22 protein-coding genes are annotated in these 24,505 nt (G+C 66.8%); 6 read left to right on the top strand and 16 right to left on the bottom strand.

From position 1 onward, the window contains the following. Positions 1–86: 86 nt before the first annotated feature. The 4 genes from AB4850_RS31095 to AB4850_RS31080 are packed head-to-tail and all read left to right on the top strand — an operon-like array spanning position 87 to position 2,244. A complete protein-coding gene (locus AB4850_RS31095) occupies positions 87–755 on the top strand; it encodes a M35 family metallo-endopeptidase (RefSeq protein WP_414443235.1) in 669 nt (222 codons plus the stop codon). Between the two features lie 10 nt (positions 756–765). Continuing rightward, positions 766–1,533, top strand: a complete 768-nt coding sequence (locus tag AB4850_RS31090) for a hypothetical protein (RefSeq protein WP_414443234.1) — start codon at positions 766–768, stop codon at positions 1,531–1,533. Between the two features lie 4 nt (positions 1,534–1,537). Beyond that, the gene (locus AB4850_RS31085) at positions 1,538–1,924 is read left to right on the top strand and encodes a hypothetical protein (RefSeq protein WP_414443233.1); all 387 of its coding nucleotides are present in this window, start codon (positions 1,538–1,540) and stop codon (positions 1,922–1,924) included. Then, positions 1,921–2,244, top strand: coding sequence for a hypothetical protein (locus AB4850_RS31080; RefSeq protein ID WP_414443232.1), 324 nt, complete (start codon positions 1,921–1,923; stop codon positions 2,242–2,244). The genes AB4850_RS31085 and AB4850_RS31080 overlap by 4 nt, the downstream gene beginning before the upstream one ends. A gap of 95 nt (positions 2,245–2,339) precedes the next feature. Here AB4850_RS31080 and bioB read toward each other — a convergent pair whose 3' ends face one another. The 10 genes from bioB to aceK form a co-directional block, all read right to left on the bottom strand. After that, on the bottom strand, positions 2,340–3,419 hold the full coding sequence (gene bioB, locus AB4850_RS31075) for a biotin synthase BioB (protein WP_414443231.1): 1,080 nt from the start codon (positions 3,417–3,419) through the stop codon (positions 2,340–2,342). Positions 3,420–3,455: 36 nt separating this feature from the next. Beyond that, complete coding sequence (bioD, locus tag AB4850_RS31070; protein ID WP_414443230.1) at positions 3,456–4,172, bottom strand: dethiobiotin synthase; 717 nt, start codon at positions 4,170–4,172, stop codon at positions 3,456–3,458. Then, positions 4,169–5,374 carry an 8-amino-7-oxononanoate synthase gene (gene bioF, locus AB4850_RS31065; RefSeq protein ID WP_414443229.1) on the bottom strand — a complete coding sequence of 402 codons (1,206 nt, stop codon included), beginning with the start codon at positions 5,372–5,374 and terminating at the stop codon, positions 4,169–4,171. The genes bioD and bioF overlap by 4 nt, the downstream gene beginning before the upstream one ends. 67 nt (positions 5,375–5,441) lie before the next feature. Beyond that, positions 5,442–6,785, bottom strand: a complete 1,344-nt coding sequence (gene bioA / locus AB4850_RS31060) for an adenosylmethionine--8-amino-7-oxononanoate transaminase (RefSeq protein ID WP_414443228.1) — start codon at positions 6,783–6,785, stop codon at positions 5,442–5,444. Between the two features lie 528 nt (positions 6,786–7,313). Next, a complete protein-coding gene (locus AB4850_RS31055) occupies positions 7,314–8,609 on the bottom strand; it encodes a dienelactone hydrolase family protein (RefSeq protein ID WP_414443227.1) in 1,296 nt (431 codons plus the stop codon). Between the two features lie 117 nt (positions 8,610–8,726). Then, a complete protein-coding gene (locus AB4850_RS31050; protein ID WP_414443226.1) occupies positions 8,727–9,158 on the bottom strand; it encodes a YchJ family protein in 432 nt (143 codons plus the stop codon). Continuing rightward, positions 9,152–9,829, bottom strand: coding sequence for an SDR family oxidoreductase (locus AB4850_RS31045; protein ID WP_414443225.1), 678 nt, complete (start codon positions 9,827–9,829; stop codon positions 9,152–9,154). The genes AB4850_RS31050 and AB4850_RS31045 overlap by 7 nt, the downstream gene beginning before the upstream one ends. A gap of 55 nt (positions 9,830–9,884) precedes the next feature. Beyond that, the gene (locus AB4850_RS31040) at positions 9,885–11,078 is read right to left on the bottom strand and encodes an acetyl-CoA C-acetyltransferase (protein WP_414443224.1); all 1,194 of its coding nucleotides are present in this window, start codon (positions 11,076–11,078) and stop codon (positions 9,885–9,887) included. Continuing rightward, entirely contained in the window at positions 11,065–11,841 is a 777-nt protein-coding gene (gene can / locus AB4850_RS31035) for a carbonate dehydratase (RefSeq protein WP_414443223.1), read from the bottom strand. The genes AB4850_RS31040 and can overlap by 14 nt, the downstream gene beginning before the upstream one ends. A 41-nt stretch (positions 11,842–11,882) precedes the next feature. Next, positions 11,883–13,682: a bifunctional isocitrate dehydrogenase kinase/phosphatase gene (aceK, locus tag AB4850_RS31030; RefSeq protein WP_414443222.1), complete on the bottom strand. Its 1,800-nt coding sequence runs from the start codon at positions 13,680–13,682 to the stop codon at positions 11,883–11,885. Positions 13,683–13,987: 305 nt separating this feature from the next. On the opposite strand from aceK, the gene AB4850_RS31025 reads away from it, so the two are divergent. Next, positions 13,988–15,076 carry an MBL fold metallo-hydrolase gene (locus AB4850_RS31025; protein ID WP_414443221.1) on the top strand — a complete coding sequence of 363 codons (1,089 nt, stop codon included), beginning with the start codon at positions 13,988–13,990 and terminating at the stop codon, positions 15,074–15,076. A gap of 53 nt (positions 15,077–15,129) precedes the next feature. On the opposite strand, the gene AB4850_RS31020 is transcribed toward AB4850_RS31025, so the two are convergent. The 5 genes from AB4850_RS31020 to argS all read right to left on the bottom strand — a co-directional run bounded on the left by AB4850_RS31020 (position 15,130) and on the right by argS (position 21,141). Continuing rightward, entirely contained in the window at positions 15,130–16,719 is a 1,590-nt protein-coding gene (locus tag AB4850_RS31020) for an ABC transporter substrate-binding protein (RefSeq protein ID WP_414443220.1), read from the bottom strand. 251 nt (positions 16,720–16,970) lie between these two features. Beyond that, positions 16,971–17,744, bottom strand: a complete 774-nt coding sequence (locus AB4850_RS31015) for an SDR family oxidoreductase (RefSeq protein WP_414443219.1) — start codon at positions 17,742–17,744, stop codon at positions 16,971–16,973. Positions 17,745–17,772: 28 nt separating this feature from the next. After that, entirely contained in the window at positions 17,773–18,414 is a 642-nt protein-coding gene (locus AB4850_RS31010; RefSeq protein ID WP_414443218.1) for a thiol:disulfide interchange protein DsbA/DsbL, read from the bottom strand. Positions 18,415–18,468: 54 nt separating this feature from the next. Then, a complete protein-coding gene (locus AB4850_RS31005; RefSeq protein ID WP_414443217.1) occupies positions 18,469–19,269 on the bottom strand; it encodes an SPOR domain-containing protein in 801 nt (266 codons plus the stop codon). Positions 19,270–19,356: 87 nt separating this feature from the next. Continuing rightward, on the bottom strand, positions 19,357–21,141 hold the full coding sequence (gene argS / locus AB4850_RS31000; protein ID WP_414443216.1) for an arginine--tRNA ligase: 1,785 nt from the start codon (positions 21,139–21,141) through the stop codon (positions 19,357–19,359). Between the two features lie 200 nt (positions 21,142–21,341). On the opposite strand from argS, the gene AB4850_RS30995 reads away from it, so the two are divergent. Continuing rightward, a complete protein-coding gene (locus AB4850_RS30995; RefSeq protein ID WP_414443215.1) occupies positions 21,342–21,665 on the top strand; it encodes a DUF1840 domain-containing protein in 324 nt (107 codons plus the stop codon). A gap of 119 nt (positions 21,666–21,784) precedes the next feature. On the opposite strand, the gene metH is transcribed toward AB4850_RS30995, so the two are convergent. Next, positions 21,785–24,502 (bottom strand): methionine synthase, encoded by a 2,718-nt coding sequence (metH, locus tag AB4850_RS30990; protein ID WP_414443214.1) that lies wholly within the window; start codon positions 24,500–24,502, stop codon positions 21,785–21,787. Positions 24,503–24,505 lie beyond the last annotated feature (3 nt).

Genomic DNA, 24,505 nt, shown 5'->3' with positions numbered 1-24,505 from the left:
ATGCCTGAAATTCTTGAAGAAGCTCATCGAAATGAATGGCGCTTAAAATAAGTGACATTGCTTTTTCAATTGCAGGGAGCTATTGCATGTCGGAATATGAGTTTGTAACTGTTCACGATTCGGCAGTCACGAACGCCGACCCGGATTCAATGGTTACGGTTGCCGTAGATACAAGTGGCCCGGCGATCTGCTACAACATGACCGATGCGGAATTTAGAAGGATTGTGCTGACCTTGCGTGACGATGCCGTCAAGCTGATTGAGCTCAGAATTCAGGAGTTGTCCGGCTGGTCTTTCGATGCGCAAACGAGGGTGAAGCGATGGTTTGGATATGCGGGCGAAGATATCCGAGCCAAGCTCGTGGGTGGCTTAAAGGCGCTTGTCCTCGTTATGAATGGGCTGGGCGCAAGAAATTTTGTGCGTGTGGATTCCGAGCAGGACAAAGCGACAGGCTGTGTGCCTGGCAGTAAAAATCTCGATGGAGAGGTTGCGCATGTATGTGCGCCCGATACCGCATCGCACACCATCGCAATCAATCGAAATTTCTGTGATTTACCTCAAAAATCTGCATCTAAATTGTCTTCGATGCAACTGACGATAGTCCACGAATGCACCCATTTCGCCGATACGTTTGGTTCCTTGGATGTTCCAGGGGGATACGGATACACAAGTTGTACGTGGTTGGCCCGCGATTACGCGGATCGATCGATACACAACGCGGACAGTATTGCGTGGTACATATTGGCGCGCCACTAAGCATATCAACATGAAATTCATTAATTATGCTTTGGGTGTGGTCGTCGTTGCAATTTCGCTGCAATCGCATGCCTGTTCAGTCTTTCTTCAAGACAACATGCAATTGCCGCCTAATGCGGTAGAGGTGAGTAACGATGACCGTCTTTCTATAGTTCGCCACTATCTGACGGCAAGGGAATGGACAAAAGAGGGAGCGAGTGTGGAGGTGGATGCGGCGGCTTTTGAAACCGAACGGAATCCAGAAGAGCTGGCCGCTTTGCGAGGAAAAAAAATCAAGGCGTTCTTGATGATGTTGGGTATGGAAAAGGAAAAAATATACGTTCGCGAACGCGTCATCGCGCTGAACGAAGGTAGGGAGGATCCAGACGACAAATGGCAAATCGGTGTCGAGTTCGTTCCCAATTGTCCGCCTTCGGGATGCCAGAACCTGTGCAATATTCCTAATCTACAGGGTGTCGTCAGCCATGCGATAACACCCGATACTCCGGATTCGGCAACCGGAAGCAGCAGTTTTGTTTGCGGAAATAAATATGAGCCCGAGAAGGTCCGTATTATCGAAACGGAGAGATGGGCCGCGCAAACTGAGGAAAAATCGTTGATCCTGACCGGCGGCGATAGGTACGGCAAACAAAAATCTCTTTCAAAGGTTTGCTACCGCGTGACGACCAGCGCGCGGGAGTACATCGGGATGACTGACGATCAAGGTCGCACCGAGCGTATGCAGTTACTTGGTCCCGAGCACACCAAAATTGAGTTGAAGATCGATGCAGATCGATAGGCTGATGGGCCAGAATTCTCTGGCGGGTATTGTGATTGATAAGGAAGGAGAAAAGGTTTTTCTAACCTTCTATGCAATAGCGACGCATCGATACGCGAAGCAGCCTGTCAGGAAATTCCCAAGGAAGCATATCGATCAATTGATGCGCGTTGAGAGCAACGGCGCTTTGTTAAGTTCACCGGATGCTGGGGGAGATTGGAGCGACATTGTGCTGGAGGCCACTCACGTTGTCGAGGTGCTGGCCTGTCATGATCGGGTGCCTGAATTCCGCATGCCGATAACAGCCAGAACGAGCAGCAAGATGGCGATTCGACCGACAACCGCCAGCGGCGTCCCAGGCCTTTCCGATCTCGGAAAATCGAAGCAAACCCTGTTCTGGAGCATGAAGTGAAGCGACTAGCCGCGACTCTCTTCGCAGCCGCGCTTGGGCTCGTTGCTGCACGGGCGATGAGCGGTTGGGCCGGCAGCATCGACTGGCCGGTCAAGCCGTATCACAGTTGCTACGAACTCGATGCCTGCGACGTACCCTGGTGGATTGCTGCCCTGTATGTCGCATGGATTGTCGGACCCGCCGTGGTTTATGCCATCGCTGCCTTTGTCGGCATGGGGTGGCGGTGGCGGCCAGTAACATGGATAGCCGTGTTCGCCGGCTTGCTGTTCACGACGTTCGGCTTCTACTTTTCGTGGTTTGTCTACCGAGCCTTTTTTTGACTGGCACTGCGTAGACATAAGCAGCTCAGCCCCCACAACAAAACCGGCGCACCCCAACCCCTGTGCGCCGATCCCATTCAAGCCAAACAGCAAACTCAGTTCGCCACCGGCCCCGGCGCGTGCGCGCACTTCACCGCGTCGGCCGCCGTGTCCACCGGCATCTGCTGCGCCGCTTCCGCGCGCATGCCGAGCCGCGCCAGCAACTCGCGATCCTTCTGCGCCTGCGGGTTGCTGGTGGTCAGCAACTGGTCGCCGTAGAACATCGAGTTCGCGCCGGCCATGAAGCACAGCGTCTGCATCGAATCGTCGAGCTGCTCGCGGCCGGCCGACAGACGCACCATCGCCTTCGGCATGGTGATCCGCGCCACCGCGATGGTGCGCACGAATTCGAGCGGATCGAGCGGCGCGGTACCTTCGAGCGGCGTGCCCGGGATCGCGACGAGGTTGTTGATCGGCACCGATTCCGGGTACGGGCTCATGTTCGCCAGTTGCGTGATCAGGCCGGCGCGTTCGCGGCGCGATTCGCCCATGCCGATGATGCCGCCGCAGCACACGTTGATGCCGGCGTCGCGCACGCGGTCGAGCGTGTCGAGACGGTCCTGGTAGGTGCGCGTCGAGATCACCTGGCCGTAGAACTCGGGCGAGGTGTCGAGGTTGTGGTTGTAGTAGTCGAGGCCGGCTTCGGACAGCGCTTCGGCCTGGCCGTCGTCGAGCATGCCGAGCGTCATGCAGGTTTCGAGGCCCATCGCCTTCACGCCACGCACCATCTCGGCCAGCGGCTCGATATGGCGCTCCTTCGGGCTGCGCCACGCGGCGCCCATGCAGAAGCGCGTCGCGCCGTTCGCCTTGGCGGCGGCGGCAGCCTCCAGCACGGCGCCGACATCCATCAGCTTGCTGGCCTTCAGTTCCGTTTCGTGATGCGAGGACTGCGAACAATAGCCGCAATCTTCCTCGCAGCCGCCCGTCTTGATCGACAGCAGCGTAGAGAGCTGGATCGCGTTCGCGTCGAAATGCTCGCGGTGCACCTGCTGCGCGCGGAACAGCAGATCGTTGAACGGCAGTTCGTAGAGCTTGACGACGTCGGCGACGCGCCAGCGCGGCGAGGTCGGCGCGGCGATGGTCACGGCGTCGGGCGTCTTGGCGGCGTCCGTGGCGACGGTGTGGGCTTGGCTCATGGTCGGGAGTCCTCGGTAAGAGCGGGGAACGAATGGTTAGGGCCGCGCGGCGCGCAGCGCCGTCAGCAGCCGGTCGATGTCGAGTGCCGCGGCGGCCTGGTCGGGCGCGGGCGGCGTCATATGGGCGATCTCGCCGATCAGCGGCACGCCGTGTTCGCGGTCGAGCCACTGGGCGACGGTGGCGATATTCTCGTCAGCGTACAGCATCGCGGGGTCGACGCGATTCGCGACCCAGCCAGCGATGCGCAGGCCGCGCGCGGCAATCGCGTCGGCGGTCAGCAGTGCGTGGTTGATGCAGCCGAGCCGCACGCCCACCACCAGCACCACCGGCAGTTGCAGCGCGACGGCCAGATCGGCGGTGTCGCCGGTCGGGCCGAGCGGCACGCGGAACCCGCCCACGCCTTCCACCACCACGATGTCGGCCTGCCGGCAGGCCTGCGCATGGGCGGCGACGATCGGCGCGATGTCGAGCGTCACGCCTTCCTGCGCGGCGACGATATGCGGCGCGGCGGGCGCCTTCAGCATGAACGGCGTGCGGATCGCGGGCGGCAGCGCCACGTTGGCGGCGGCGTCGAGCTGGTCGGCATCCTCGTTGTGCAGCACGCCGTCGCGTTCCTCCGCGCCGGCCGCGATCGGCTTCATGGCCGCCGCGCGCAGGCCGTGCCGCGCGAAGCCGTGCAGCAGCGCGGCCGACACGAAGGTCTTGCCGATTTCGGTATCGGTGCCGGTGACGAAGCAGGAGAGCGCGCTCATGCCGCCGCCTCTGCCAAGTCGGCACCGGCCTCGGCCAGCGCCGCTTCGAGCCGCGCCAGATCCTCGAACGAATGCGCGGCCGACAGCGACACCCGCAGCCGCGACGTGCCGGCCGGCACGGTGGGCGGGCGGATCGCCGGCACCCACAGGCCGTGCGCGTCCATCGCGCGCATCGCGGCCAGCGTGGCGTCGTTCTCGCCGATCACGAGCGGCTGCACGGCGGTGGCCGAATCGATCGGCTGCCAGCGCGTGTTGCGCAGGATCGTGCGGGTGCGCTCGATCAGCGCGGCCAGATGCGCGCGGCGCGCTTCGCCTTCGCCGCCGCCGATCAGCGCGAGGCTGGCCGACACGGCGTGCGCGACCGACGGCGGCGCGGCCGTCGTGAAGATGTAGCTGCGCGCGCGCTGGATCATCCATTCGATCAGGGTTTCGTGCGCGATCACGAACGCGCCCGCCACGCCGGCGGCCTTGCCGAGCGTGCCGACGTAGATCAGGTTCGGCGAGCGCAGCGCGTACGCGGCCGGCGCGCCGCGCCCTTGCGGGCCGAGCACGCCGAAGCCGTGCGCGTCGTCGATCACGAGCCATGCGCCGTGCGCCTCGGCCAGCGCCATCAGGCGCGGCAGCGGGGCGATCGTGCCATCCATGCTGAACACCGTGTCGGACACGATCAGCTTGGCGTCGGCCGTCGAGGCCGCGAGCAGCGCGGCCAGCGCGTCCACGTCGCCGTGCGGATACACGTGGATGTCGGCGCGCGAGAGCCGCGTGCCGTCGATCAGCGAGGCGTGGTTCAGCGAATCGGAGAAGATCGCCGCGCCGCGGCCCGTCAGTGCGGTCAACGCGGCGAGGTTCGCCATGTAGCCGGTGCTGAAGTAGAGCGCGCGCGGCGCGTCGCAGAAGCCGCCGGAGAACGCGGCCAGCTCGTCCTCGAGCCGTGCGTGGGCGCGCGAATGGCCGCCGAGCAGGTGCGAGCCGCCGCTGCCCGAGCCGTAGCGGCGCGCGCCTTCGGCGAACGCCTCGACCAGCGCCGGATGGGCGGCCAGGCCCAGGTAATCGTTGCTGGCGAAGCTGACGATCTCGCGGCCGTCCACCGTCATGTGCGCGCTGCACGCCGTGTCGGCGATGCGGCGCACGCGGCGCAGCCCTTGCGCGTCGATCTCGGCCAGGCCGCGTTCGAGCGCGGCGAGCAGGTTGGGTTGGCTCATGCGCGCACCTCCGTGAGCGTGGCGTCGCGCGTCGCCGGGGTTTGCGCGGCGAGCAGGTTCGGCGTGCTCATGCGCGCACCTCCGCGAGCGTGGCGTCGAGCGTCGCCTGGGTTTGCGCGGCGAGCCAATCGAGTTCGCCGTCGTCCAGCACATAAGGCGGCATCAGATAGACGCTGGTGCCGATCGGGCGCAGCAGCAGTTCGCGTTTGAGCGCCTGCTCGAAGAAGCGGCGCGAGAAGCCGCGCGCCTGTTCGGCGTCGAGCGCCACGTCGAACGCGAAGATCGTGCCGCGCTGGCGCAGATGGCGGATCTCGTCGCGCTCGCCGAGCGGCGCGAGCGCGGCGGCCAGGCGCGCGGACTTGCGCACGTTGGCGGCCAGCACGTCGTCGCTGGCGAACAGGTCGAGCGTGGCGAGTGCCGCGCGGCAGGCCAGCGGGTTGCCGGTGTACGAATGCGAGTGCAGGAAGCCGCGCGCGGTGTCGTCGTCGTAGAACGCTTCGTAGATCGCGTCGCGCGACAGCACCAGCGAGAGCGGCAGGTAGCCGCCGCTGATGCCCTTCGACAGGCACAGGAAGTCGGGCCACACGCCGGCCTGCTCGCAGGCGAAGAAGGTGCCGGTGCGGCCGCAGCCCACGGCGATCTCGTCGGCGATCAGGTGCACTTCGTAGCGGTCGCACAGCGCGCGCAGGCCGCGCACGTACGACGGATCGTGCATCGCCATGCCGGCCGCGCACTGCACGAGCGGCTCGACGATCAGCGCGGCGATCGTGCCGGCGCGTTCGGCGAACAGCTTTTCGACATCGGCCAGCGCGCGCGCGGCCACGTCGGCGGCGGTCTCGCCGGGGGCGGCCTGGCGCGCGTCGGGCGAGGCCGCCACGTGCGCGTGGCGGATCAGCGGGTCGTAGGCATCCTTGAACAGCGCCACGTCGGTCACGCCGAGCGCGCCGATCGTCTCGCCGTGATAGCCGTTCGCCACGCACACGAATTCGCGCTTCTCGCCGCGGCCGGCGTTGCGCCAGGCGTGGAAGCTCATCTTCAGCGCGATCTCGACGGCCGAGGCGCCGTCCGAGGCGAAGAACGCGTGGCCGAGCGTGTGCTGCGTGAGCGCGGCCAGCCGTTCGGCCAGCTCGATCGCCGGCTCGTGCGTGCAGCCGGCCAGCATCGCGTGTTCGAGCGTGTCGAGCTGCGCCTTCAGCGCGGCGTTGATGCGCGGGTTCGCATGGCCGAACAGGTTCACCCACCACGAGCTGATGGCATCGAGGTAGCGTGCGCCGGCGCGGTCGTACAGCCAGGGGCCGGCGCCGCGTGCGACGGGGACGAGCGGCATGCGCTCGTGGTGCTTCATCTGCGTACAGGGGTGCCAGACTGCGCGCAGGCTGCGCGCAACCCAGTCATCGGTGTGTGTGCTCAAGACGGCTCCGGAACGGGACGCGGCGCGGCGGGATTCGGGCGGGCGGCGCCCAAGGCTGCCGCGCGGGCGAATCGGCGATGGCGGTCGGGGCGCGTCGGGCTTCGACGGCGGCCGCGCACGCGCCTGCGTGCAAAACCAAAACGGGCCAGAGATTAGCGCGATTCCGGGCCTGGCGCAGCATCGGTTACAAACCGGCAAAGCCTTGTCCGGCATGGTTTCGGCGATGTTTCGGGACGCTGGCGACGGTTCGGGTGTGATGTCTCGAAAAGGCCGGAGATAGCGACGGCAATCCGCGTGCATTCGATCAACGGAAAACGGGCGATGCGGCGAGGGTGGAGCGCTGGTGAAAAGGGGATGGATCGACCGTCGCCCGCGCGGGTGACGTACGCAATGAAAGCTTTGGGAAAGGATCGAGGGGCAAGACGAGGCGCAGCCGGGAACGGCCGCGCGAGGAAAGCGATACGAAACGGTGCGAAGGTGCGAAGGCGTGAAGCGGAACTGAACGCGAGCCGAGAAGCAGCGCAGGCGTTAGCGGCTGGCCAGCGGACGCGCCACGACCGGATCGGTCGGCACGACGGCCTGCGCCGTGGCGGTGGCTTCGTTGCTGCGCCAGACCACCGAATTGTCGACCGCGTACAGGCGGCACGGGCCGGTGCCTTGCTGGCGGCAGTTGTCGAGCGCCAGCGCCATCGGATCGTCGCCGCCTTCGGCCCACGACCACGCGCCTTCCGACGACACCGCGAACGCGCGGCTCGGATGCTGGCTCAGGAAGTGGCGGTAGCCGTCGCGGCCGGCCGCATCGAGGAACGGCACGGCGTTCACGGCGTCGATCGAGGCGTAGCCCGAGGCGGACGGCGTGTGCGGGCAGGCCACGGCGTACAGCACCGTGGTGGGCATATGCAGCTCGGCCAGGAACGCGTTGACCGACGGCCACCACACCGGCACGCCGTCGCGATCGACGATCAGGCGGTGCGCGTCGTCCTTGTAGACGCCGTAATCGACGAACAGCGTGCTCGCGCCGTGCGACACGTAGGCTTCGCGCAGCTTCTCGACCAGCGCCGGCGACCAGACCGAATCGTTGTCGCCGTACATCCACAGCGACGGCACGCGGGTTTGCTCGCCGTACGAATCGAATGCGCCGACCAGGTTCTTCTGCCAGCCGTCACCGAGGTCCTGGCGCAGGCCGCCCGAGAAATTGATGATGCCGCGCACGCCCTTCGCGGCGACGGTGCCATAGGCCAGCGAGACCAGCCCGCCGTGCGAGGTGCCGGCCACGACGATGCGGTTCGCATCGACGTACGACTGTTTGGCCATGTAATCGACGGTGGCGCTCACGTCGCTCGCCTGCGCCATGCCGTTGCGCTCGACGTCGCAGCCTTCCTGCACGTAGGTGCCGCCGGAGCCCGCGAAGCCTTCGCGGTTCGGCGCGACCACGGCATAGCCGCGACGCACGAACTCGCGGGCGAACGCGATCGGCCGGCTGCGCGGCTGATCATGCAGATCGCCGGGGTTCTTGCCGTGATTGAAGACGACGAGGGGGAACGGGCCGGGGCCGTTCGGCTTGAAGACGGTGGCTTCGAGCATCACGGAGCCGTTGTGATCGGCCGGAATCCGGATGATCTGCTCGTTCATGTCGGCCGTGACTTGCGGCAGGCCCGGTTCGTTGTAGTCGAAACGTTCGGCAGCGGCCAGCGCGCCCGCAACGTTTGAAGACGAAACGCCGGCCGCCGGCACGGACGTTTCGGGCGTGGCAAGCGTGCCGGCCTGGGCGGCCGACAGCACGCACGCCGCCATCCAACCTGCAAACACCTTGCTCCACGCCATGTCGTGACCTATGACCCGATTCGTTTGAAACCGGATCCATCCTAGCCCGACAAATTCAGCTTGTGCAACGCAGTAAAAACCCTTTCCTTATCTGCGTTCCGTGACGGCGGCGTGAAATCAGCGTTCGCTTACATCGCCGTCGATATAGCGCCAGATTCCGTGTTCGTCGCGGGAAAAGCGGCTGGTTTCGTGCAGGCGATGGGCGCGCGAGCCTTGCTTGAAGCGCGCCACGAACTCGACGAGCGCGTGGGATGCATCCTGTTCGACGTGACGTTTGATGTCGAGGCCGAGCCAGCGCGTGCCGCTTTCGCCGTCGAGATCGGCGGGGCAGGTGGCCGGATCCCACGTGGCGCGCAGGTAATCGGACGCACCGAGCACGTAGGCGGTGTAGCGCGAACGCATCAGTTGCCACGCGTTGGGGGCCGGCGTGCCGCCGTCGATCAGGGGGCCGCAACAGGCCGCGTATTGCGGTGCGCGCTCGGGTTTGCGGCCCGGTTGCGCGCCGCCGCACGGGCACGCAGCCGGACGTTCGGGCGAGCGGCTTACCACGCGAGTTCCTCGCCGTCGTACTGGAAGAAGCGGCCGTTGGCCCGGGCGATGTCGGCGGCGGCGTCGGCCAGCACGCGGCGCATGCCGGTCACGCTGGTGTCGGCGTCGAGCGCGGCGGCCTCGCCGCCCATGTCGGTGCGCACCCAGCCCGGATGCAGCGACAGGCAGGCCGCCTCGCGCGTTTGCAGCGCGGCGGCGCGCACCACGTTGTTGAGCGCGGCCTTGCTGGCGCGATACAGCCAGCCGGTGGTGCCGCGCATGTCGCCGGTGCTGCCCATCTGGCTCGACACGAACGCGAGCACGCCGCGCGCGTCTTCCACGAGCGGCAGCAGGATCGGCAGCAACTGCATCGGGCCGAGCACGTTGGTGTGCATCACGGCGTCGAAGTCGGCCGCGTCGACGGTTTCCACGCCTTGCGTGCGCGGGCCGTACACGCCCGATACCACCACCGCGGTGTCGAGCCGTTCGCCATCGAGCTTCCAGCCGAAGCCGGCGAGCTGGGCGGGGTCGGTCACGTCGAGCGCGTGCGCCGTGGCGCCGAGCGCGCGCAGTGCGTCGAGCGAGGCGGCGTCGCGCGCCGTGGCCAGCACGTTCCAGCCGTCGTGCCGGTATTGACGGACGAATTCCCTGCCGAGGCCGCGTGAGGCGCCGACGATCAGGACGGTTTTCATCAGGAGAGCTCCTTGCTGGCGGGGCACGCACCCCGCCCGGTGAATCGGATCGGGTTCAGATCAGTTCGACGGCCATCGCGGTGGCTTCGCCGCCGCCGATGCAGAGGCTGGCGACGCCGCGCTTGCCGCCGCGTGCGCGCAGCGCGCCGAGCAGCGTGACGAGGATGCGCGCGCCCGAGGCGCCGATCGGGTGGCCGAGCGCGCAGGCGCCGCCGTTGACGTTGACGCGCTCGTGCGGCAGCCCGTGCTCGCGCATCGCGGCCATCGCCACCACGGCGAACGCCTCGTTGATCTCGAACAGGTCGATATCGGCGGCCCGCCAGCCGGTGCGCTCGAACAGCCGTTGCAGCGCGCCGACCGGGGCCGTGGTGAAGCGTGACGGCGCCTGCGCGAACGTGCTGTGGCCGACCACGCGGGCGATCGGCGTGGCGCCGAGCCGCTCGGCCGTCGACGCGCGCATCATGACGAGCGCGGCCGCGCCGTCGGAGATCGACGAGGCGTTGGCGGCCGTCACGGTGCCGTTCGGGCCGAACGCGGGGCGCAGCGTGGGGATCTTGTCCGGGTTTGCGGTGAACGGCTGCTCGTCGCGCGACACCACGGTGTCGCCCTTCTTGCCGGGCACGGTGACGTCCGCCATTTCCCAGCCGAACGCGCCGCTCTCGTTGGCGTGCCTGGCGCGGGCCAGCGATTCGATGGCGTAGACATCCTGCGCTTCGCGCGTGAAGCCGAATTCGGCCGCGCATTCGTCGGCGAAGGTGCCCATCAGGCGGCCCTTGTCGTAGGCGTCTTCGAGGCCGTCGAGGAACATGTGGTCGAGCACCTGGCCGTGGCCCATGCGCATCCCGCCGCGCGCCTTCGGCAGCAGGTAGGGCGCGTTGCTCATGCTCTCCATGCCGCCCGCCACGACCACCTCGGCCGAGCCGGCCAGCAGCATGTCGTGCGCGAACATCGCCGCGCGCATGCCCGAGCCGCACATCTTGTTGATCGTCGTGCAGCCGGTGCCGAGCGGCAGCTTCGCGCCGAGCGCGGCCTGCCGGGCCGGCGCCTGGCCCTGGCCGGCCGGCAGCACGCAGCCCATCAGCACTTCGTTCACCTGCTCGGGCGCCACGCCCGCGCGTTCGAGCGCCGCCGCGATCGCGGCGGTGCCGAGCTGCGGCGCGGCGAGCGAGGCGAACACGCCCTGGAAGCCCGCGATCGGCGTGCGGGCCGCCGCGGCGATGACGACGGGGTCCTGATCAGCAGTTGTCATGCTTGGTCTCCTTCAAGGTAGCCGCGACTTGTTCGGCGACATCGGTGAGCTGGGCCGCGTCGGCCGTCACCATGTCGTTGTCGTTCTCCTCGCCGCGCGCGCGCCCGGCCGACAGCGCGTCGATGCAGCGCTGGTAGACGCCCGTCTGCTCGTCGGGCGACGACACGGCCATGCCGAGGTTGCGCATGCGGCCGTCGTGCACGCCGTACACGAGGCCGTGCACCGTCAGCGGCTGGCCGCGCGACCAGGCGTCGTTGACGATGGTGGTGCGGCACACGTTGACCACCTGCTCGATCGCGTTCAGTTCGATCAGGCGGCGGTAGCGCGCCTCGCCCACCGGCCATTCGTCGAGCAGCGCGGCATGGCGGTCGCGCACGTCCTGCACGTGGTGCAGCCAGTTGTCGGCGAGGCCCACGCGGCGGTTGTTCAGCGCGGCGTTGACGCCCGAGCAGCCGTAGTGGCCCACCACCATGACGTGCTTGACCTTCAGGATGTCGACCGCGAACTGCAGCACCGACAGGCAGTTCAGATCGGTGTGGACGACCACGTTGGCGATGTTTCGGTGAACGAACACTTCGCCGGGCGGCAGGCCGATGATCTGGTTGGCCGGCACGCGTGAATCGGAGCAGCCGATCCAGAGATATTCCGGCGCCTGCTGGTCCTTCAGGCGTTCGAAGAATTGCGGATCGTCGGCGAGCTTGCGCTTGACCCAGGCTTCGTTGTTGTCGAACAGGTGGGAGAGCGGGTGAGTGTTGGCGTTCATCGCGGGGGTCCGTGCTGGGGAGTGGATATCGGGCCGTCGTCTTACGCGGCGCGTGGCGCTCTGTCGGGCCGCGCGAAGCGCGCCGGGTAGCGCACGCTGAAGCGTAGCGACGGGTCATAAGGAAAAAAATCGGGCAGTTCGCCGCGCGTCACGCGGTCCTGGCTGTCCTGCCAGAGCGCCGTCTCGAAGAAATCGGGGTGCTGGGCCAGGAACGCCTCGCGCACGCGCGGATCGCCGAGCAGGAACGGCCGGTAGGTTTCGGGGAAGATGTCGCGCGGGCCGACCGAGTACCACGGCTCGTCCGACATTTCGTCTTCCTCGTGACGCGGCGGCGGCACGCGGCGCACCGCGCAATCGGTCAGGTATTCGATTTCGTCGTAGTCGTAGAACACCACGCGGCCGTGGCGCGTCACGCCGAAGTTCTTGTAGAGCATGTCGCCGGGGAAGATGTTCGCCTGAATCAGCTCCTTGACGGCATTGCCGTATTCCCTGACGCCGTGCGCGACCTCGGCGTCGCTGCCGTGCTGGAGATACAGGTTCAGCGGCGTCATGCGGCGCTCGATGTAAAGATGCCGGATCACGACGCTGTCGCCCTCGTATTCGAGCAGCGACGGCACTTCCTGTTCGAGCTCGCGCAGCAGCGCGTCGTCGAGCCGCGCGAGCGGCAGCGCGACGCTCGAATATTCGAGCGTGTCGGCCATGCGCCCGAGGCGGTCGTGGCGCTTCACGAGCTGGTACTTCTCCATGATGCGTGCGCGCGAGGTGTCTTTCGGCGGCGGGAAGCGATCCTTGATCACCTTGAACACGTACGGGAACGACGGCAGCGTGAACACCAGCATCACGAGCCCCTTGATGCCCGGCGCGACGATGAAGCGGTCGCTCGAATGCGAGAGGTGATGCAGCAGGTCGCGGTAGAACAGGTTCTTGCCCTGCTTCTGCAGGCCGAGCGAGGTGTAGATCTCGGCTTTCGGCTTGCCCGGCATGATCGTGCCGAGAAAGCCGGCGTAGGCCGACGGGATGTCCATGTCGACCAGGAAATACGAGTGCGCGAAGCTGAACACCACCTGCAACTGCTCGCGGCGCAGCAGCGCCGTGTCGAGCGCGAGCGCGCCGCTCTCGGCATGACGCACCGGCACCGCGAACGGCAGCGTGCGATCGCCGTTGATGATGCGGCCGACGATCCACGCGCTCTTGTTGCGGAAGAACAGCGAGGACAGCACATGGATCTGGAAGTTGGCCGCCTCGTCGAACGCGCCGAATTCGTCGTCGATCGCGTGCATCAGGCACGCCGTGTCGCGCGCCAGATCCTCGAACGGCGGCGCGAGCTGGAAGTTCGTGACGATCCGTTCGAGCGTGGCGGCCAGGCCGTCGCGCGCCGGGTAGTAGGCGCGATAGGTGGGCTTCGCGGCCGGCGCGGCGTTCTCCAGGTACTCGGTCGAGATCGCCGGGCGCACGAAGATGAACGCGTTGTGGAAATACGAGCGGTGCAGGATCTTGCAGCACACCGAATTGAAGAAGGTTTCCGCGCACTCGGGTTGCAGGTGCGTGGTCAGCAGGCCGATGTAGTGAAGCTTGATCTGCTGCCAGACTTCGTCGTCGATGGTTGCGGCGTCGTATTCGTCTTCGAGCAGGATCACGCATTCGCGCACGCGCGCGTCGTAGGACGTGATGCGCTCGCGCGCCAGCGCCTGCAGGCCATGCCAGTCACCGGCCTCGAACCGGGCTTTCGCTTCAATGGCCGCATCCCGGAAGATCCGGTAATGGCGATCGAAGTTTTCCAGCATCGTCTGGGCGACATCGAAACCGATTTGCGACGATAGCAGTTTGGGAAAGTGGTGCATGGGCCGTCCGTGCTCGTGGCTGGGCGAGCCGCCATTTTACCGCCGCGCCGGGCGGAAACCTAAGGCGCGCGCGGCCGTGACGGGGGCGGTACGGGGCCGGATCGGCGAGGTTCGCGGCGGATGCCGGCATCTTCCGGCAAGCGGCCGGGTTCGGGGGCGATCGTGGCGGGAAATATTTTTGCCGCGCCGGTGCGTTTGCCGACGGCCGAGGCGCCGCCCGAACGGCGCCGCACCACCCGCGCTAGAATCGACCCACTCCCCGCCGCCGATTCCGGCGCAAGCCCGCACACCACAGACGAGACGCCATGAACGCCCTGGAACACCAACTCGACTACCCGTTCGCCGACACGCTGCCGCCCGCCGGCGACTTCCTCGAAGTCGCGCCGGGCGTGCGCTGGCTGCGCATGCCGCTGCCGTTCTCGCTCGATCACATCAACCTCTGGCTGCTGCGCGACGAGATCGACGGGCAGGCCGGCTGGACCGTGATCGACTGCGGGATCGCGTCCGACGATATCCGCCGCCACTGGGAGCAGGTGTTCGATGCCCACCTCGATGGCCTGCCCGTGCTGCGCGTGCTCGTCACGCATTGCCACCCCGATCACCTCGGGCTGGCGAACTGGCTGTGTGAGGGCGGCGACCGCCACCGCTGGCAGGTGCGGCTCTGGATGACGCTCGGTGAATACCTGTTCGGCAACGTGATGGCGGCCGGCAACGGCTCGAATGCGGGCGGCCCGGCGGCGGCCGAGCACTTCGCGCGCCACGGCCTGACCGACGAGGCCAAGCTCGACACGCTGCGCAACCGCAACAGCTACTACTCGAACCTGGTGCCCGCGGTGCCGTCGCGCTACCGCCGGCTGCGCGACGGCGACACGGTGACGATCGGCGCGCGCCGCTGGGAGGTGGTGACCGGTTTCGGCCATTCGCCCGAGCACTGCGCGCTGCATTGCGCCGACGACAAGCTGCTGATCTCGGGCGACATGGTGCTGCCGCGCATCTCGACCAACGTGTCGGTATTCGATCTGGAGCCCGAAGCGAATCCGCTGCGGCTCTACCTCGATTCGCTGGCCCGCTACGAGCCGATGGCCGAGGACACGCTGGCGCTGCCGTCTCACGGCAAGCCGTTTCGCGGCGTGCGCACGCGCATCCAGCAGTTGCGGGAGCATCACGCGGCGCGGCTCGATGAAGTGCGCCAGGCTTGCGCCGAACAGCCGACGAGCGCGGCCGACATCGTGCCGATCATGTTCCGCCGCCGCGAGCTCGACGTGCATCAGCTCACGTTCGCGCTCGGCGAGGCGATCGCGCATTTGCACCTGCTCTGGCTGGACGGCGAGCTGGTGCGCGAGACGGGCGGGGATGGGGTGTTCCGGTTCCGCAGCGCGGGCGCGCCACGCTGAGGAACGGCAGACGAGCGGGCCGCGGACCACGATCCGCCGCCCGCCCGAGAGACTTACTGCACCGAGACGTCGCCGAAGTTCTGGCGGCCGAACGGGCTGACGTGATAGCCGCTCACGTTCGGGCGCGTGATGGCATAGGCGGTCGGATAGCCGAGCGGAATCCACACGGCCTGATCGTGGATGATCTTCTGCGCCGCTTCATAGGCCTTGGTGCGCTTGGCCACGTCGGCGGTGTCCTTGCCGTCGGCGATCAGCTTGTCGAGCTGCGGGTCGCAGTAGCGCGCGAAGTTGATGCCCGACTTCACGGCGTTGCAACTGAACAGCGGCGACAGATAGTTGTCCGGATCGCCGTTGTCGCCGGCCCAGCCCATGAACAACATGTCATGCTGGCCGAGCTTGGCCTGCTTGATCAGCTCGCCCCATTCGATCACCTTGACCTCGGCCTTCACGCCGATCTTCGCGAAATCGGCCTGCAGCAGTTCCGCGCCGGCCTTCGGGTTTGGGTTCAGCACGCTGCCCGTCGGACGCACCCAGATGGTGGTCGAGAAGCCGTTCGGGAAGCCGGCCTGCGCGAGCAGTTGCTTGGCCTTGGCCGGATCGTACGGGTAGGCCGAGATCGACTTCGCGTAGCTCCAGGTGTTCGGCGGATACGGGTTCACGGCCGGCGTCGCGGTGTTGTCGAACACCACCTTCAGGTAGGTTGTGCGGTCGAACGCCAGGTTCAGCGCCTCGCGCACCTTCGGGTTGTCGAGCGGCTTGTGCTCGGTGTTGAGCGCGACGAACGCGGTCATGAACGCGGGCGTCTGGACCACCGTGACGGCCTTGTCGCTCTTCGCGGCGGCCACGTCCTGCGGCTTCGGCGACAGCGCGATCTGGCATTCGCCGGCCTTCACCTTCTGCGCGCGCACGGTCGCGTCGGGCGTGATCGCGTAGATCAGCCGGTCGACCTTCGGCTTGGCGCCCCAGTAGGTCGGGTTGACGTCGTAGCGGATCACGGCATCTTTCGTGTAGCTCTTGAGCACGAACGGGCCGGTGCCGATCGGCTTGGCGTTCAGGTCCTGCTGCTTGCCGGCCTTCAGCAACTGGTCGGCGTACTCGGCCGAGTAGATCGACGCGAAGCCCATCGTCAGGATCGGCACGAATGTGGCGTTCGGCTCGTTCAGCTCGAACTTCACCGTGTGGTCGTCCACCTTCGACACCGCTTTCACGAGCTTCACCAGGCCCATCGATTGCGCGTGCGGGAAGCCGCTCGCGCCGGCCACCTTGTGCCACGGGTTGTCGTTGTCGAGCATGCGCTCGAACGTGAACACCACGTCGTCGGCGTCCAGCGTGCGGGTGGGCTTGAAGTAGTCGGTGGTCTGGAACGCCACGTTCGGGCGCAGATGGAACGTGATCGAGCGGCCGTCGGCGCTGACGTCCCACTTGTCGGCCAGTGCCGGCGTGACCTTCTTGGTGGCTTCGTCGTACGACACCAGCGTGTTGAAGATCACGTCGGCCGATGCGTTGGTGGTGACGAGCGAGTTGAACTGCACGACGTCGAAGCCATCCGGGCTCGATTCGGTGCAGACCGTGAGCGGCTTCGCGGTGGCGAGGAGAGGGGCGGCGGCGACGAGCGCGGCGGCGGCGAACATCGTGAAACGCATGAGATCTCCCACGGGCTTGGTCTGTTATCGGCTGGCGCGGCGGCTCGCGGCCGGGCGCCGGGCAACTAGGATACCGTCAAAGCGGGCGAGGTGTGAAAGCGTGTCGGAAGGCGCGCGGCGATCGCGGCGCGGCCGCCGTGGCGGCGGAGACGACGGTTGCGGACGCATCGGGATCGGCGCCGGGCCGGCCGCGCGCTGTTGTTTTCCGGTGCATCGGGGGCGGGGCGGTGGCGCGGCTGCGGCCGCGCCGGTTATTCGCCCGGCGTGCGCGGCTTGCGCGGCGCCTTCTCGAACACGCGGTCGTAGAGCCAGCGCGGCGCGACGTGCAGAATTTTCGCCACCACGCCCATCTGCCACGGAATCACGCGGAACGCGTCTTGCGCCGCGATCGCGCGCAGCGCGCGGTCCGCGAAGCGGTCGGCGTCCATCAGGAACGGCATCGGATACGGGTTGTGCTCGGTCATCGGCGTGCGGATGTAGCCGGGCGCGATGGTCACCACGCCGACCTGCGAGGGCCGCAGCTCGACGCGCAGCGCTTCGAGGTACTTGAGCGCGGCCGACTTGGAGGCGCTGTAGGCGCCCGAGCCGGGCAGCCCGCGCACGCCGGCCACGCTGGCCACGCCGACCAGCGTGCCGCGCCGCCGCGCCTTCATCTCGGCGACGAACGGCTCGAAGGTGGCGACCATGCCGTAGTAGTTGATATCCATGATCTCGCGGAACGCCGCGAGATCGCCTTCGCCGGTGATTGCGCCCTTGCTGATGCCGGCGTTGGCGATGACCACGTCGGGCCAGCCGTGCTCGGCCACGAAGGCTTCGGCGGCGCGCTGCAACGCCTCGGCGTCGCGCACGTCGGCGGGATGGATCGAAACGGGGAGGGCGGGATGTTGCCGCGCGAAATCGGCGAGCGCCTCGGCGCGGCGGGCAACCAGCCCGAGCGTCGCGCCCTGCCGTGCGTAGGCAGCGGCGAGCGCGAGCCCGAGGCCGCTCGATGCGCCGGTGATGAAGACCTTGAGTGGAGCGGTCATGCCGGCGTCCCGAGCGGTAGGAGGGGTTTTACAGCTTCTTGTCCTTGACCTGCTGGACGATCCAGTCGAGCACCGGCGCCGTGCCGTCGATGCTGCCCGTGTACGACGGCCCCGACTTGTACTTGCCCTGGATCACGACCGTCGGCACGCCGTCGATCGCATAGCTCTTGGCCAGTTCGCCGGCCTGCTTGACCTGGCCTTGCACGCTGAACGAGTTGTAGGTGGCCAGATACTTCTGCTTGTCGATGCCTTGCGTGGCCAGGAAATCGGCCTGCGCCTGCGGCGTCAGCAGATAGTTCTTTTCCTTGTGGATGGCGTTGAACACGGCCGGCGTGACCTTCTCGGCCACGCCGAGCGCGTTCAGCGTGTAGTACATCCCCGTGTGCGGCAGGAAATCGTCGCGGAACGCCACCGGCACGCGCTTGAACACGATGTTGTTGCCTTGCTTCTTGACCCACGCCTCGAGCGTCGGCTCGAATTCGTAGCAGTGCGGGCAGCCATACCAGAAGAACTCGATCACTTCGACCTTGCCGGCCGGCGCCGACACCGGCTGCGGCGACTTCATGATTTCGTAGTCCTTGCCGGCGACCGGAGCGGCCGACGCGGCCTGCGCGACGAGGCCCGCCGCGAGACTCAGGGACAGGAACAGCGTGCTGAGCAGTTTTTTCATGTTGGGGTTTCGAACGGTTGCGTGGGGCCGGCCGCGGGCGGCCGGCTTGCTGGCTTACTGTTTCGTGAAGCGGATCACCGCGGTATCGACACCGGCATCGGACAGCCGCTGGCGTGCGGAGTTCATCTCCTCGAACTTGTTGAACGGGCCGACTCGCACGCGATAGTACGTGACGCCGCTGACATCGCGCTTGGAGACCTTCGACTCGAAGCCCTGGAAGCCGAGACGCGCGCGCTGCTGCTCGGCATCGGATTCGGTCTTGTAGGCGCCCACTTGCAGGAAGTAGCCGCTGTTGGCGTCGGCCGGGTTGGCGGCGGCGGGCGTCGAGCTGGCCTTCGGCGGCTGCTGTTGGGCGGTTTTCGGCGCTTGCGTGCCCGTGCTGCTGCCCGGGTTGGCGGCCGTGGCCGGCGCTTGCGGTTTCTTCGCGGGCGGCGGCGTGACCGGATTGTTGTCGGCCGGCTTCGGCGCGACGGCCACGCCGTTGCTGTCCGACGAGGACGAACCGTTGTTCGTGCCCGGCACTTCGACGATCTGCGGCTCGGGCAGCAGCGGCGGCTGGGTCTGGTTCGCGGCCTGGCCCGGCGCGGTGTTCGGCGGGGCCGGCTGGGCGGCTTGCGGCGTGACCGGCTGGCCCGGCGTCTTGCCTTGCAGCGCGCGGTTCGGATCGAATTGCGGCTGGCTGGCGCCGCTGTCGGCGGGCGGCGCCACCTTCGACACGAACGGCGACGGCGCGCGCGTGATGTAGAGCGCCACCACCACGGCGATCGCGAGGCCGACAATCAGGCCCAGCACGATGCCAAGAAAGGTTCCCCCGGCTTGTTTCGACGGTTTCGACGTGCGGCGCGGTTTTGCCATTGCTTGAGTCACCTGCTAAAAGAAGTCGTGAAACGGGATGGGTGGCGCGGCCGCGCGAGCGCACGGCCGCCGTTGCCGGCCCGGTGCTTACATCTTGTTCGGCGACGACACGCCGAGCACCGCGAGGCCGTTCGCCAGCACCTGGCGCGTCGCGGCCAGCAGCGCGATGCGTGCGGTGCGCTGTGCTTCGTCGTCGACCAGAACGCGCTCCGCATTGTAGAACGAGTGAAACTCGCCCGCGAGGTCGCGCAGGTAGAACGCGACCGCGTGCGGGGCCAGCTCGCCGGCCGCGTGCGTCAGCATGTCGGGGAATTCCGCCAGCTTCTGCAGCAGCGACATGGCGGCCTTGCTGTCGAGCAGGGAAAGATTCGCGCTGCCGAGGATCGACTCGTCGGCGCCATGACGCGATTTCCACTCGTTGAGCACCGAGCAGATCCGCGCATGCGCGTACTGCACGTAATACACCGGATTCTCGTCGTTCTGCTTCAGCGCCAGGTCGATATCGAACACGAATTCCGTGTCGGCCTTGCGAGAGATCAGGAAGAAGCGCACGGCATCGCGGCCGCGCGTGATGGTGGCTTCGTCGAGTTGCTCGGGGGAGGTTTCCGAGCCCGGCGTCGCGCCGCCCGACCATTCGATCAGGTCGCGCACCGTCACGTAGCTGCCGGCCCGCTTCGAGATCTTCACTTCCTGGCCGTCGCGCATCACCGTGACCATCTTGTGCAGCACGTAGTCGGGATAGCCCTTCGGGATGCCGAGGTGCAGGCCCTGCAGGCCGGCGCGCACGCGCGCGATGGTGCCGTGGTGGTCCGAGCCCTGGATGTTGATGACCTTGGTGAAGCCGCGCTGCCACTTGGCGACGTGGTAGGCGACATCCGGCACGAAGTACGTGTAGGTGCCGTCGGTCTTGCGCATCACGCGGTCCTTGTCGTCGCCTTCGTCGGTCGTGCGCAGCCACAGCGCGCCTTCCTGTTCGTAGGTCATGCCAGCATCGACCAGCGCCTTCACCGTGCTTTCGACGCGGCCTTCCTGATACAGCGACGATTCGAGGTAGTACTGATCGAAACGCACGCCGAACGCCTTCAGGTCGATATCCTGCTCGCGGCGCAGGTAGGTCACCGCGAACTTGCGGATCGCCTCGATATCCTCGATGTCGCCCTTGCCGGTGACCGGCTCGCCGTCGCTGGCCTCGACGGTGGCGCCGGCCAGGTATTCGCGGGCGATGTCGGCGATGTATTCGCCGTTGTAGGCCGCTTCGGGCCAATCGGCGTCGCCCGGCTTCAGGCCGCGCGCGCGGCACTGCGTGGACAGCGCCAGGTTGCCGATCTGCACGCCGGCGTCGTTGTAGTAGAACTCGCGGTGCACCGCGTAGCCCTGGGTGGCCAGCACGTTGGCCAGCACGTCGCCGAGCGCGGCCTGGCGGCCGTGGCCGACGTGCAGCGGGCCGGTGGGGTTGGCCGAGACGAATTCGAGCAGCACGCGGCGGCCGGCGTCGTGTTCCGAGCGGCCGAAGGCCTCGCGCTCGGCGAACACCGCGCCGATCACGGCCTGCTTCGAGGCGGCGGAGAGGCGCAGGTTGATGAAGCCGGGGCCGGCGATTTCCGCGGCCTCGACCAGCCCGGCCGCGGCCGGATGCGTGCCGATGGCGGCGACGATCTTCTCGGCCAGTTGGCGCGGATTGGTGCCGAGCGGCTTGGCGAGCTGCATCGCGACGTTGCAGGCCGCGTCGCCGTGCGCGGCGGCCTTCGGGCGCTCCAGCGCGATCGCGGGCGTGACGAAGGCGGCTTCGGCGTCGCCTTTCAGGGCCTGGACGACCTGCGTCACGCAATCGGCGAGCAGGGTTTCGAGAATGTGTTTTTGGGCAGGCAGCATGCTGTCGGGAGTGGTCGTTGTCGGCGGCCGCGGGAGGCCGGCCGGCGGCGCGCCCGGCGGCGCGCGTTTCAGGGATCGCTGAATTTTAACAGGTGCTAATATGCCGCTCAGACGCAAAGCGTCGGCGCGACCCATTTACCCCCGCGCCAGCCGGCCGACGAGCCGGCAAGCACAACAAAAGCTGAAAGGATATTGCGATCATGATTACGTTCAAGAGCAAGGCGGCACAGGATCTCGACGTGCTGAAGGACTTCGCGGTGTATGTACTGGGCATCGTCGGCAAGCCGCTCGGCGAGCGCGGTGTGATCACCCACGACGAGCTGGACGGCGCGATCGCGAAGCTCGAGGCGGTGACCGACCAGGCCCGCCGCGCCAGCGCCGAGCACGGCGGCCATTTCCACGAAGAAGATACCGACCACTCCCACCACGAAGTCGCGCCGAGCGTCGCGCAACGCGTGGCGCCGTTCCTCGGCATGCTGCGCGCGGCGAAGGCGCAGAACGCGGACGTGCATTGGGGGTTCTGAGCCCCCGTGCTCCGCAGCCGCCGCGGCGGCACGGCAAAAAGCCCGCTTTCATGGCGGGCTTTTTTGCATTCGGCGGGCCGTCTCGTCATTGGTCTGACGATTCGTCCCGCTGAAAACGCTTACAGCAACGGCGCCAGCGCCCGCCGCGCATCCTTCTCCGACAGCGACATCCGAGCCGCGAAATCGGCCACCTGGTCGTTGCCGATCTTGCCGACCGAGAAATACGTGCTGTCGGGGTGTGCCAGATAGAAGCCCGACACGCTCGCCGCCGGCAGCATCGCCAGCGATTCGGTCACGCTCATGCCGATCTCCTCGGCGCGCAGCACGTCGAACATCGCCTGCTTGACGAGGTGGTCCGGGCAGGCCGGGTAGCCCGGCGCCGGGCGGATGCCGGTGTATTTCTCGGCGATCAGCGCTTCGTTGTCGAGCGTCTCGCCGGCCGCGTAACCCCACAGCTCGCGGCGCACGCGCGTGTGCATCGCCTCGGCGAACGCTTCGGCGAAGCGGTCCGCCAGCGCCTTCAGCATGATCGCGCTGTAGTCGTCGTGATCGGCCTCGAACTGCTTTTCCTTCGCCTCGACGCCCAGCCCGGCCGTCACGGCGAACAGGCCGATGTAGTCGGCCACGCCCGATTCCTTCGGCGCGATGAAATCGGCCAGCGAGCGGTTCGGGCGCATCACGCCGTCCACCACCGGGCGCACGCTCTGCTGGCGCAGGTTGCTCCAGCGCATCGCGACTTCGGTGCGGCTGTCGTCGGTGTAGATCTCGATGTCGTCGTCGCCCACGGTGTTGGCCGGCAGCAGCGAGATCACGCCGTTCGCGGTCAGCCAGCGGCCCTGGATCAGGCGCGAGAGCATCGACTTGCCGTCCGAGAACACGCGCCGCGCCGATTCGCCGACGATCTCGTCGTTGAGGATCGCCGGGTACGGGCCGGCCAGGTCCCAGGTCTGGAAGAACGGGCCCCAGTCGATGTAGTTCGCCAGCTCGGCCAGGTCGTAGTTCTTGAATACGCGGCGGCCGATGAACTTCGGCTTGACCGGCGTGTAGCTCGACCAGTCGACCTTGGTCTTGTTGGCGCGCGCCTCGGCCAGCGTGACCATCGGCGTCTGCTTCCGGTTCGCGTGCTGGTCGCGGATGCGGTCGTATTCGCTCTTGAGGTCGTCGAGGTAGCGCGTGGCGCCCTCGTCCGACAGCAGGCTCGACGCCACCGACACCGAGCGCGACGCATCCGGCACGTACACCACCGGGCCTTCGTAATGCGGCGCGATCTTCACGGCGGTGTGCACGCGCGAGGTGGTCGCGCCGCCGATCAGCAGCGGGATCTTCTTCACGCGGAAATAATCGTCGCGCTGCATTTCGGATGCGACGTAGGCCATTTCCTCCAGGCTCGGCGTGATCAGGCCCGACAGGCCGATGATGTCCGCGCCCTCGACCTTCGCCTTCGCGAGGATCTCGTTGCACGGCACCATCACGCCCATGTTCACCACTTCGAAGTTGTTGCACTGGAGCACCACCGACACGATGTTCTTGCCGATGTCGTGCACGTCGCCCTTGACGGTGGCGATCACGATCTTGCCCTTCGCGCGCACGTCGCCGCCCGCTTCCGCGAGCAGGCGCTTTTCTTCCTCGATGAACGGGATCAGGTGCGCCACGGCCTGCTTCATCACGCGCGCCGATTTCACGACCTGCGGCAGGAACATCTTGCCCTGGCCGAACAGATCGCCCACCACGTTCATGCCGTCCATCAGCGGGCCTTCGATCACGTTGATCGGGCGGCCGCCGGCGGCGTGGATCTTGGCGCGGGATTCTTCGGTGTCCTCGACGATGAAGTTCGTGATGCCGTGCACCAGCGCATGCGCGAGCCGCTTCTCGACCGGCTGGTTGCGCCATTCGAGGTTCTCTTCCTTCTTCGCGGCGCCCGTCTTGAACTTGTCGGCCACTTCGAGCAGGCGGTCGGTGGCGTCGTCGCGGCGGTTCAGCACCACGTCTTCCACGCGCTCGCGCAGGTCGGCGTCGAGATCGGCGTACACGCCGAGCTGGCCCGCGTTGACGATGCCCATGTCCATGCCGGCCTGGATCGCGTGATACAGGAACACGGTGTGGATCGCCTCGCGCACCGGGTCGTTGCCGCGGAATGAGAACGACACGTTCGATACGCCGCCGCTGATCTTCGCGTACGGCAGGTTCTGCTTGATCCAGCGGGTGGCTTCGATGAAGTCGACCGCGTAGTTGTTGTGCTCCTCGATGCCCGTGGCGACCGCGAAGATGTTCGGGTCGAAGATGATGTCTTCGGGCGGGAAGCCGCATTCCTCCACCAGCACCTGGTACGAGCGCGTGCAGATTTCGGTCTTGCGCTCGTAGGTATCGGCCTGGCCGGTTTCGTCGAACGCCATCACCACGGCGGCCGCGCCGTAGCGGCGGATCAGTTTTGCGTGGTGGATGAACGGTTCCTTGCCTTCCTTCAGCGAGATCGAGTTGACGATCGCCTTGCCCTGCACGCACTTCAGGCCGGCCTCGATCACGTCCCACTTCGACGAATCGATCATGATCGGCACGCGCGCGATGTCCGGCTCGGACGCGATCAGATTCAGGAAGCGGACCATCGCCGCCTTCGAATCGAGCATCGCCTCGTCCATGTTGATGTCGATCACCTGCGCGCCGTTCTCGACCTGCTGGCGCGCGACCGCGAGCGCCTCGTCGAACTGGCCGTTCAGGATCATCCGCGCGAACGCCTTCGAGCCGGTCACGTTGGTGCGTTCGCCGACGTTGATGAAGAGGGTGCCCTGGGTGACGTTGAACGGCTCGAGGCCGGCAAGTCGCATGGTGTGGTCGGTCATGGC

This window comes from Burkholderia sp. 22PA0106, from assembly GCF_047497155.1.
In the GTDB taxonomy this organism is placed as follows: Bacteria; Pseudomonadota; Gammaproteobacteria; order Burkholderiales; family Burkholderiaceae; genus Burkholderia.
Note: the sequence above shows the minus strand (reverse complement) of the source record. Positions and strands in the feature narration are given on the sequence as shown.

Coding starts and splice junctions, on each gene's coding strand:
- aceK (WP_414443222.1), bottom strand. CDS start 13,682: ATGCACCACTTTCCCAAACTGCTATCGTCGCAAATCGGTTTCGATGTC.
- can (WP_414443223.1), bottom strand. CDS start 11,841: ATGAACGCCAACACTCACCCGCTCTCCCACCTGTTCGACAACAACGAA.
- bioD (WP_414443230.1), bottom strand. CDS start 4,172: ATGAGCGCGCTCTCCTGCTTCGTCACCGGCACCGATACCGAAATCGGC.
- AB4850_RS31005 (WP_414443217.1), bottom strand. CDS start 19,269: ATGGCAAAACCGCGCCGCACGTCGAAACCGTCGAAACAAGCCGGGGGA.
- AB4850_RS31020 (WP_414443220.1), bottom strand. CDS start 16,719: ATGCGTTTCACGATGTTCGCCGCCGCCGCGCTCGTCGCCGCCGCCCCT.
- AB4850_RS30995 (WP_414443215.1), top strand. CDS start 21,342: ATGATTACGTTCAAGAGCAAGGCGGCACAGGATCTCGACGTGCTGAAG.
- AB4850_RS31085 (WP_414443233.1), top strand. CDS start 1,538: ATGGGCCAGAATTCTCTGGCGGGTATTGTGATTGATAAGGAAGGAGAA.
- bioF (WP_414443229.1), bottom strand. CDS start 5,374: ATGAGCCAACCCAACCTGCTCGCCGCGCTCGAACGCGGCCTGGCCGAG.
- AB4850_RS31090 (WP_414443234.1), top strand. CDS start 766: ATGAAATTCATTAATTATGCTTTGGGTGTGGTCGTCGTTGCAATTTCG.
- AB4850_RS31045 (WP_414443225.1), bottom strand. CDS start 9,829: ATGAAAACCGTCCTGATCGTCGGCGCCTCACGCGGCCTCGGCAGGGAA.
- AB4850_RS31095 (WP_414443235.1), top strand. CDS start 87: ATGTCGGAATATGAGTTTGTAACTGTTCACGATTCGGCAGTCACGAAC.
- AB4850_RS31055 (WP_414443227.1), bottom strand. CDS start 8,609: ATGGCGTGGAGCAAGGTGTTTGCAGGTTGGATGGCGGCGTGCGTGCTG.
- AB4850_RS31025 (WP_414443221.1), top strand. CDS start 13,988: ATGAACGCCCTGGAACACCAACTCGACTACCCGTTCGCCGACACGCTG.
- AB4850_RS31015 (WP_414443219.1), bottom strand. CDS start 17,744: ATGACCGCTCCACTCAAGGTCTTCATCACCGGCGCATCGAGCGGCCTC.
- argS (WP_414443216.1), bottom strand. CDS start 21,141: ATGCTGCCTGCCCAAAAACACATTCTCGAAACCCTGCTCGCCGATTGC.
- AB4850_RS31040 (WP_414443224.1), bottom strand. CDS start 11,078: ATGACAACTGCTGATCAGGACCCCGTCGTCATCGCCGCGGCGGCCCGC.
- AB4850_RS31010 (WP_414443218.1), bottom strand. CDS start 18,414: ATGAAAAAACTGCTCAGCACGCTGTTCCTGTCCCTGAGTCTCGCGGCG.
- metH (WP_414443214.1), bottom strand. CDS start 24,502: ATGACCGACCACACCATGCGACTTGCCGGCCTCGAGCCGTTCAACGTC.
- bioB (WP_414443231.1), bottom strand. CDS start 3,419: ATGAGCCAAGCCCACACCGTCGCCACGGACGCCGCCAAGACGCCCGAC.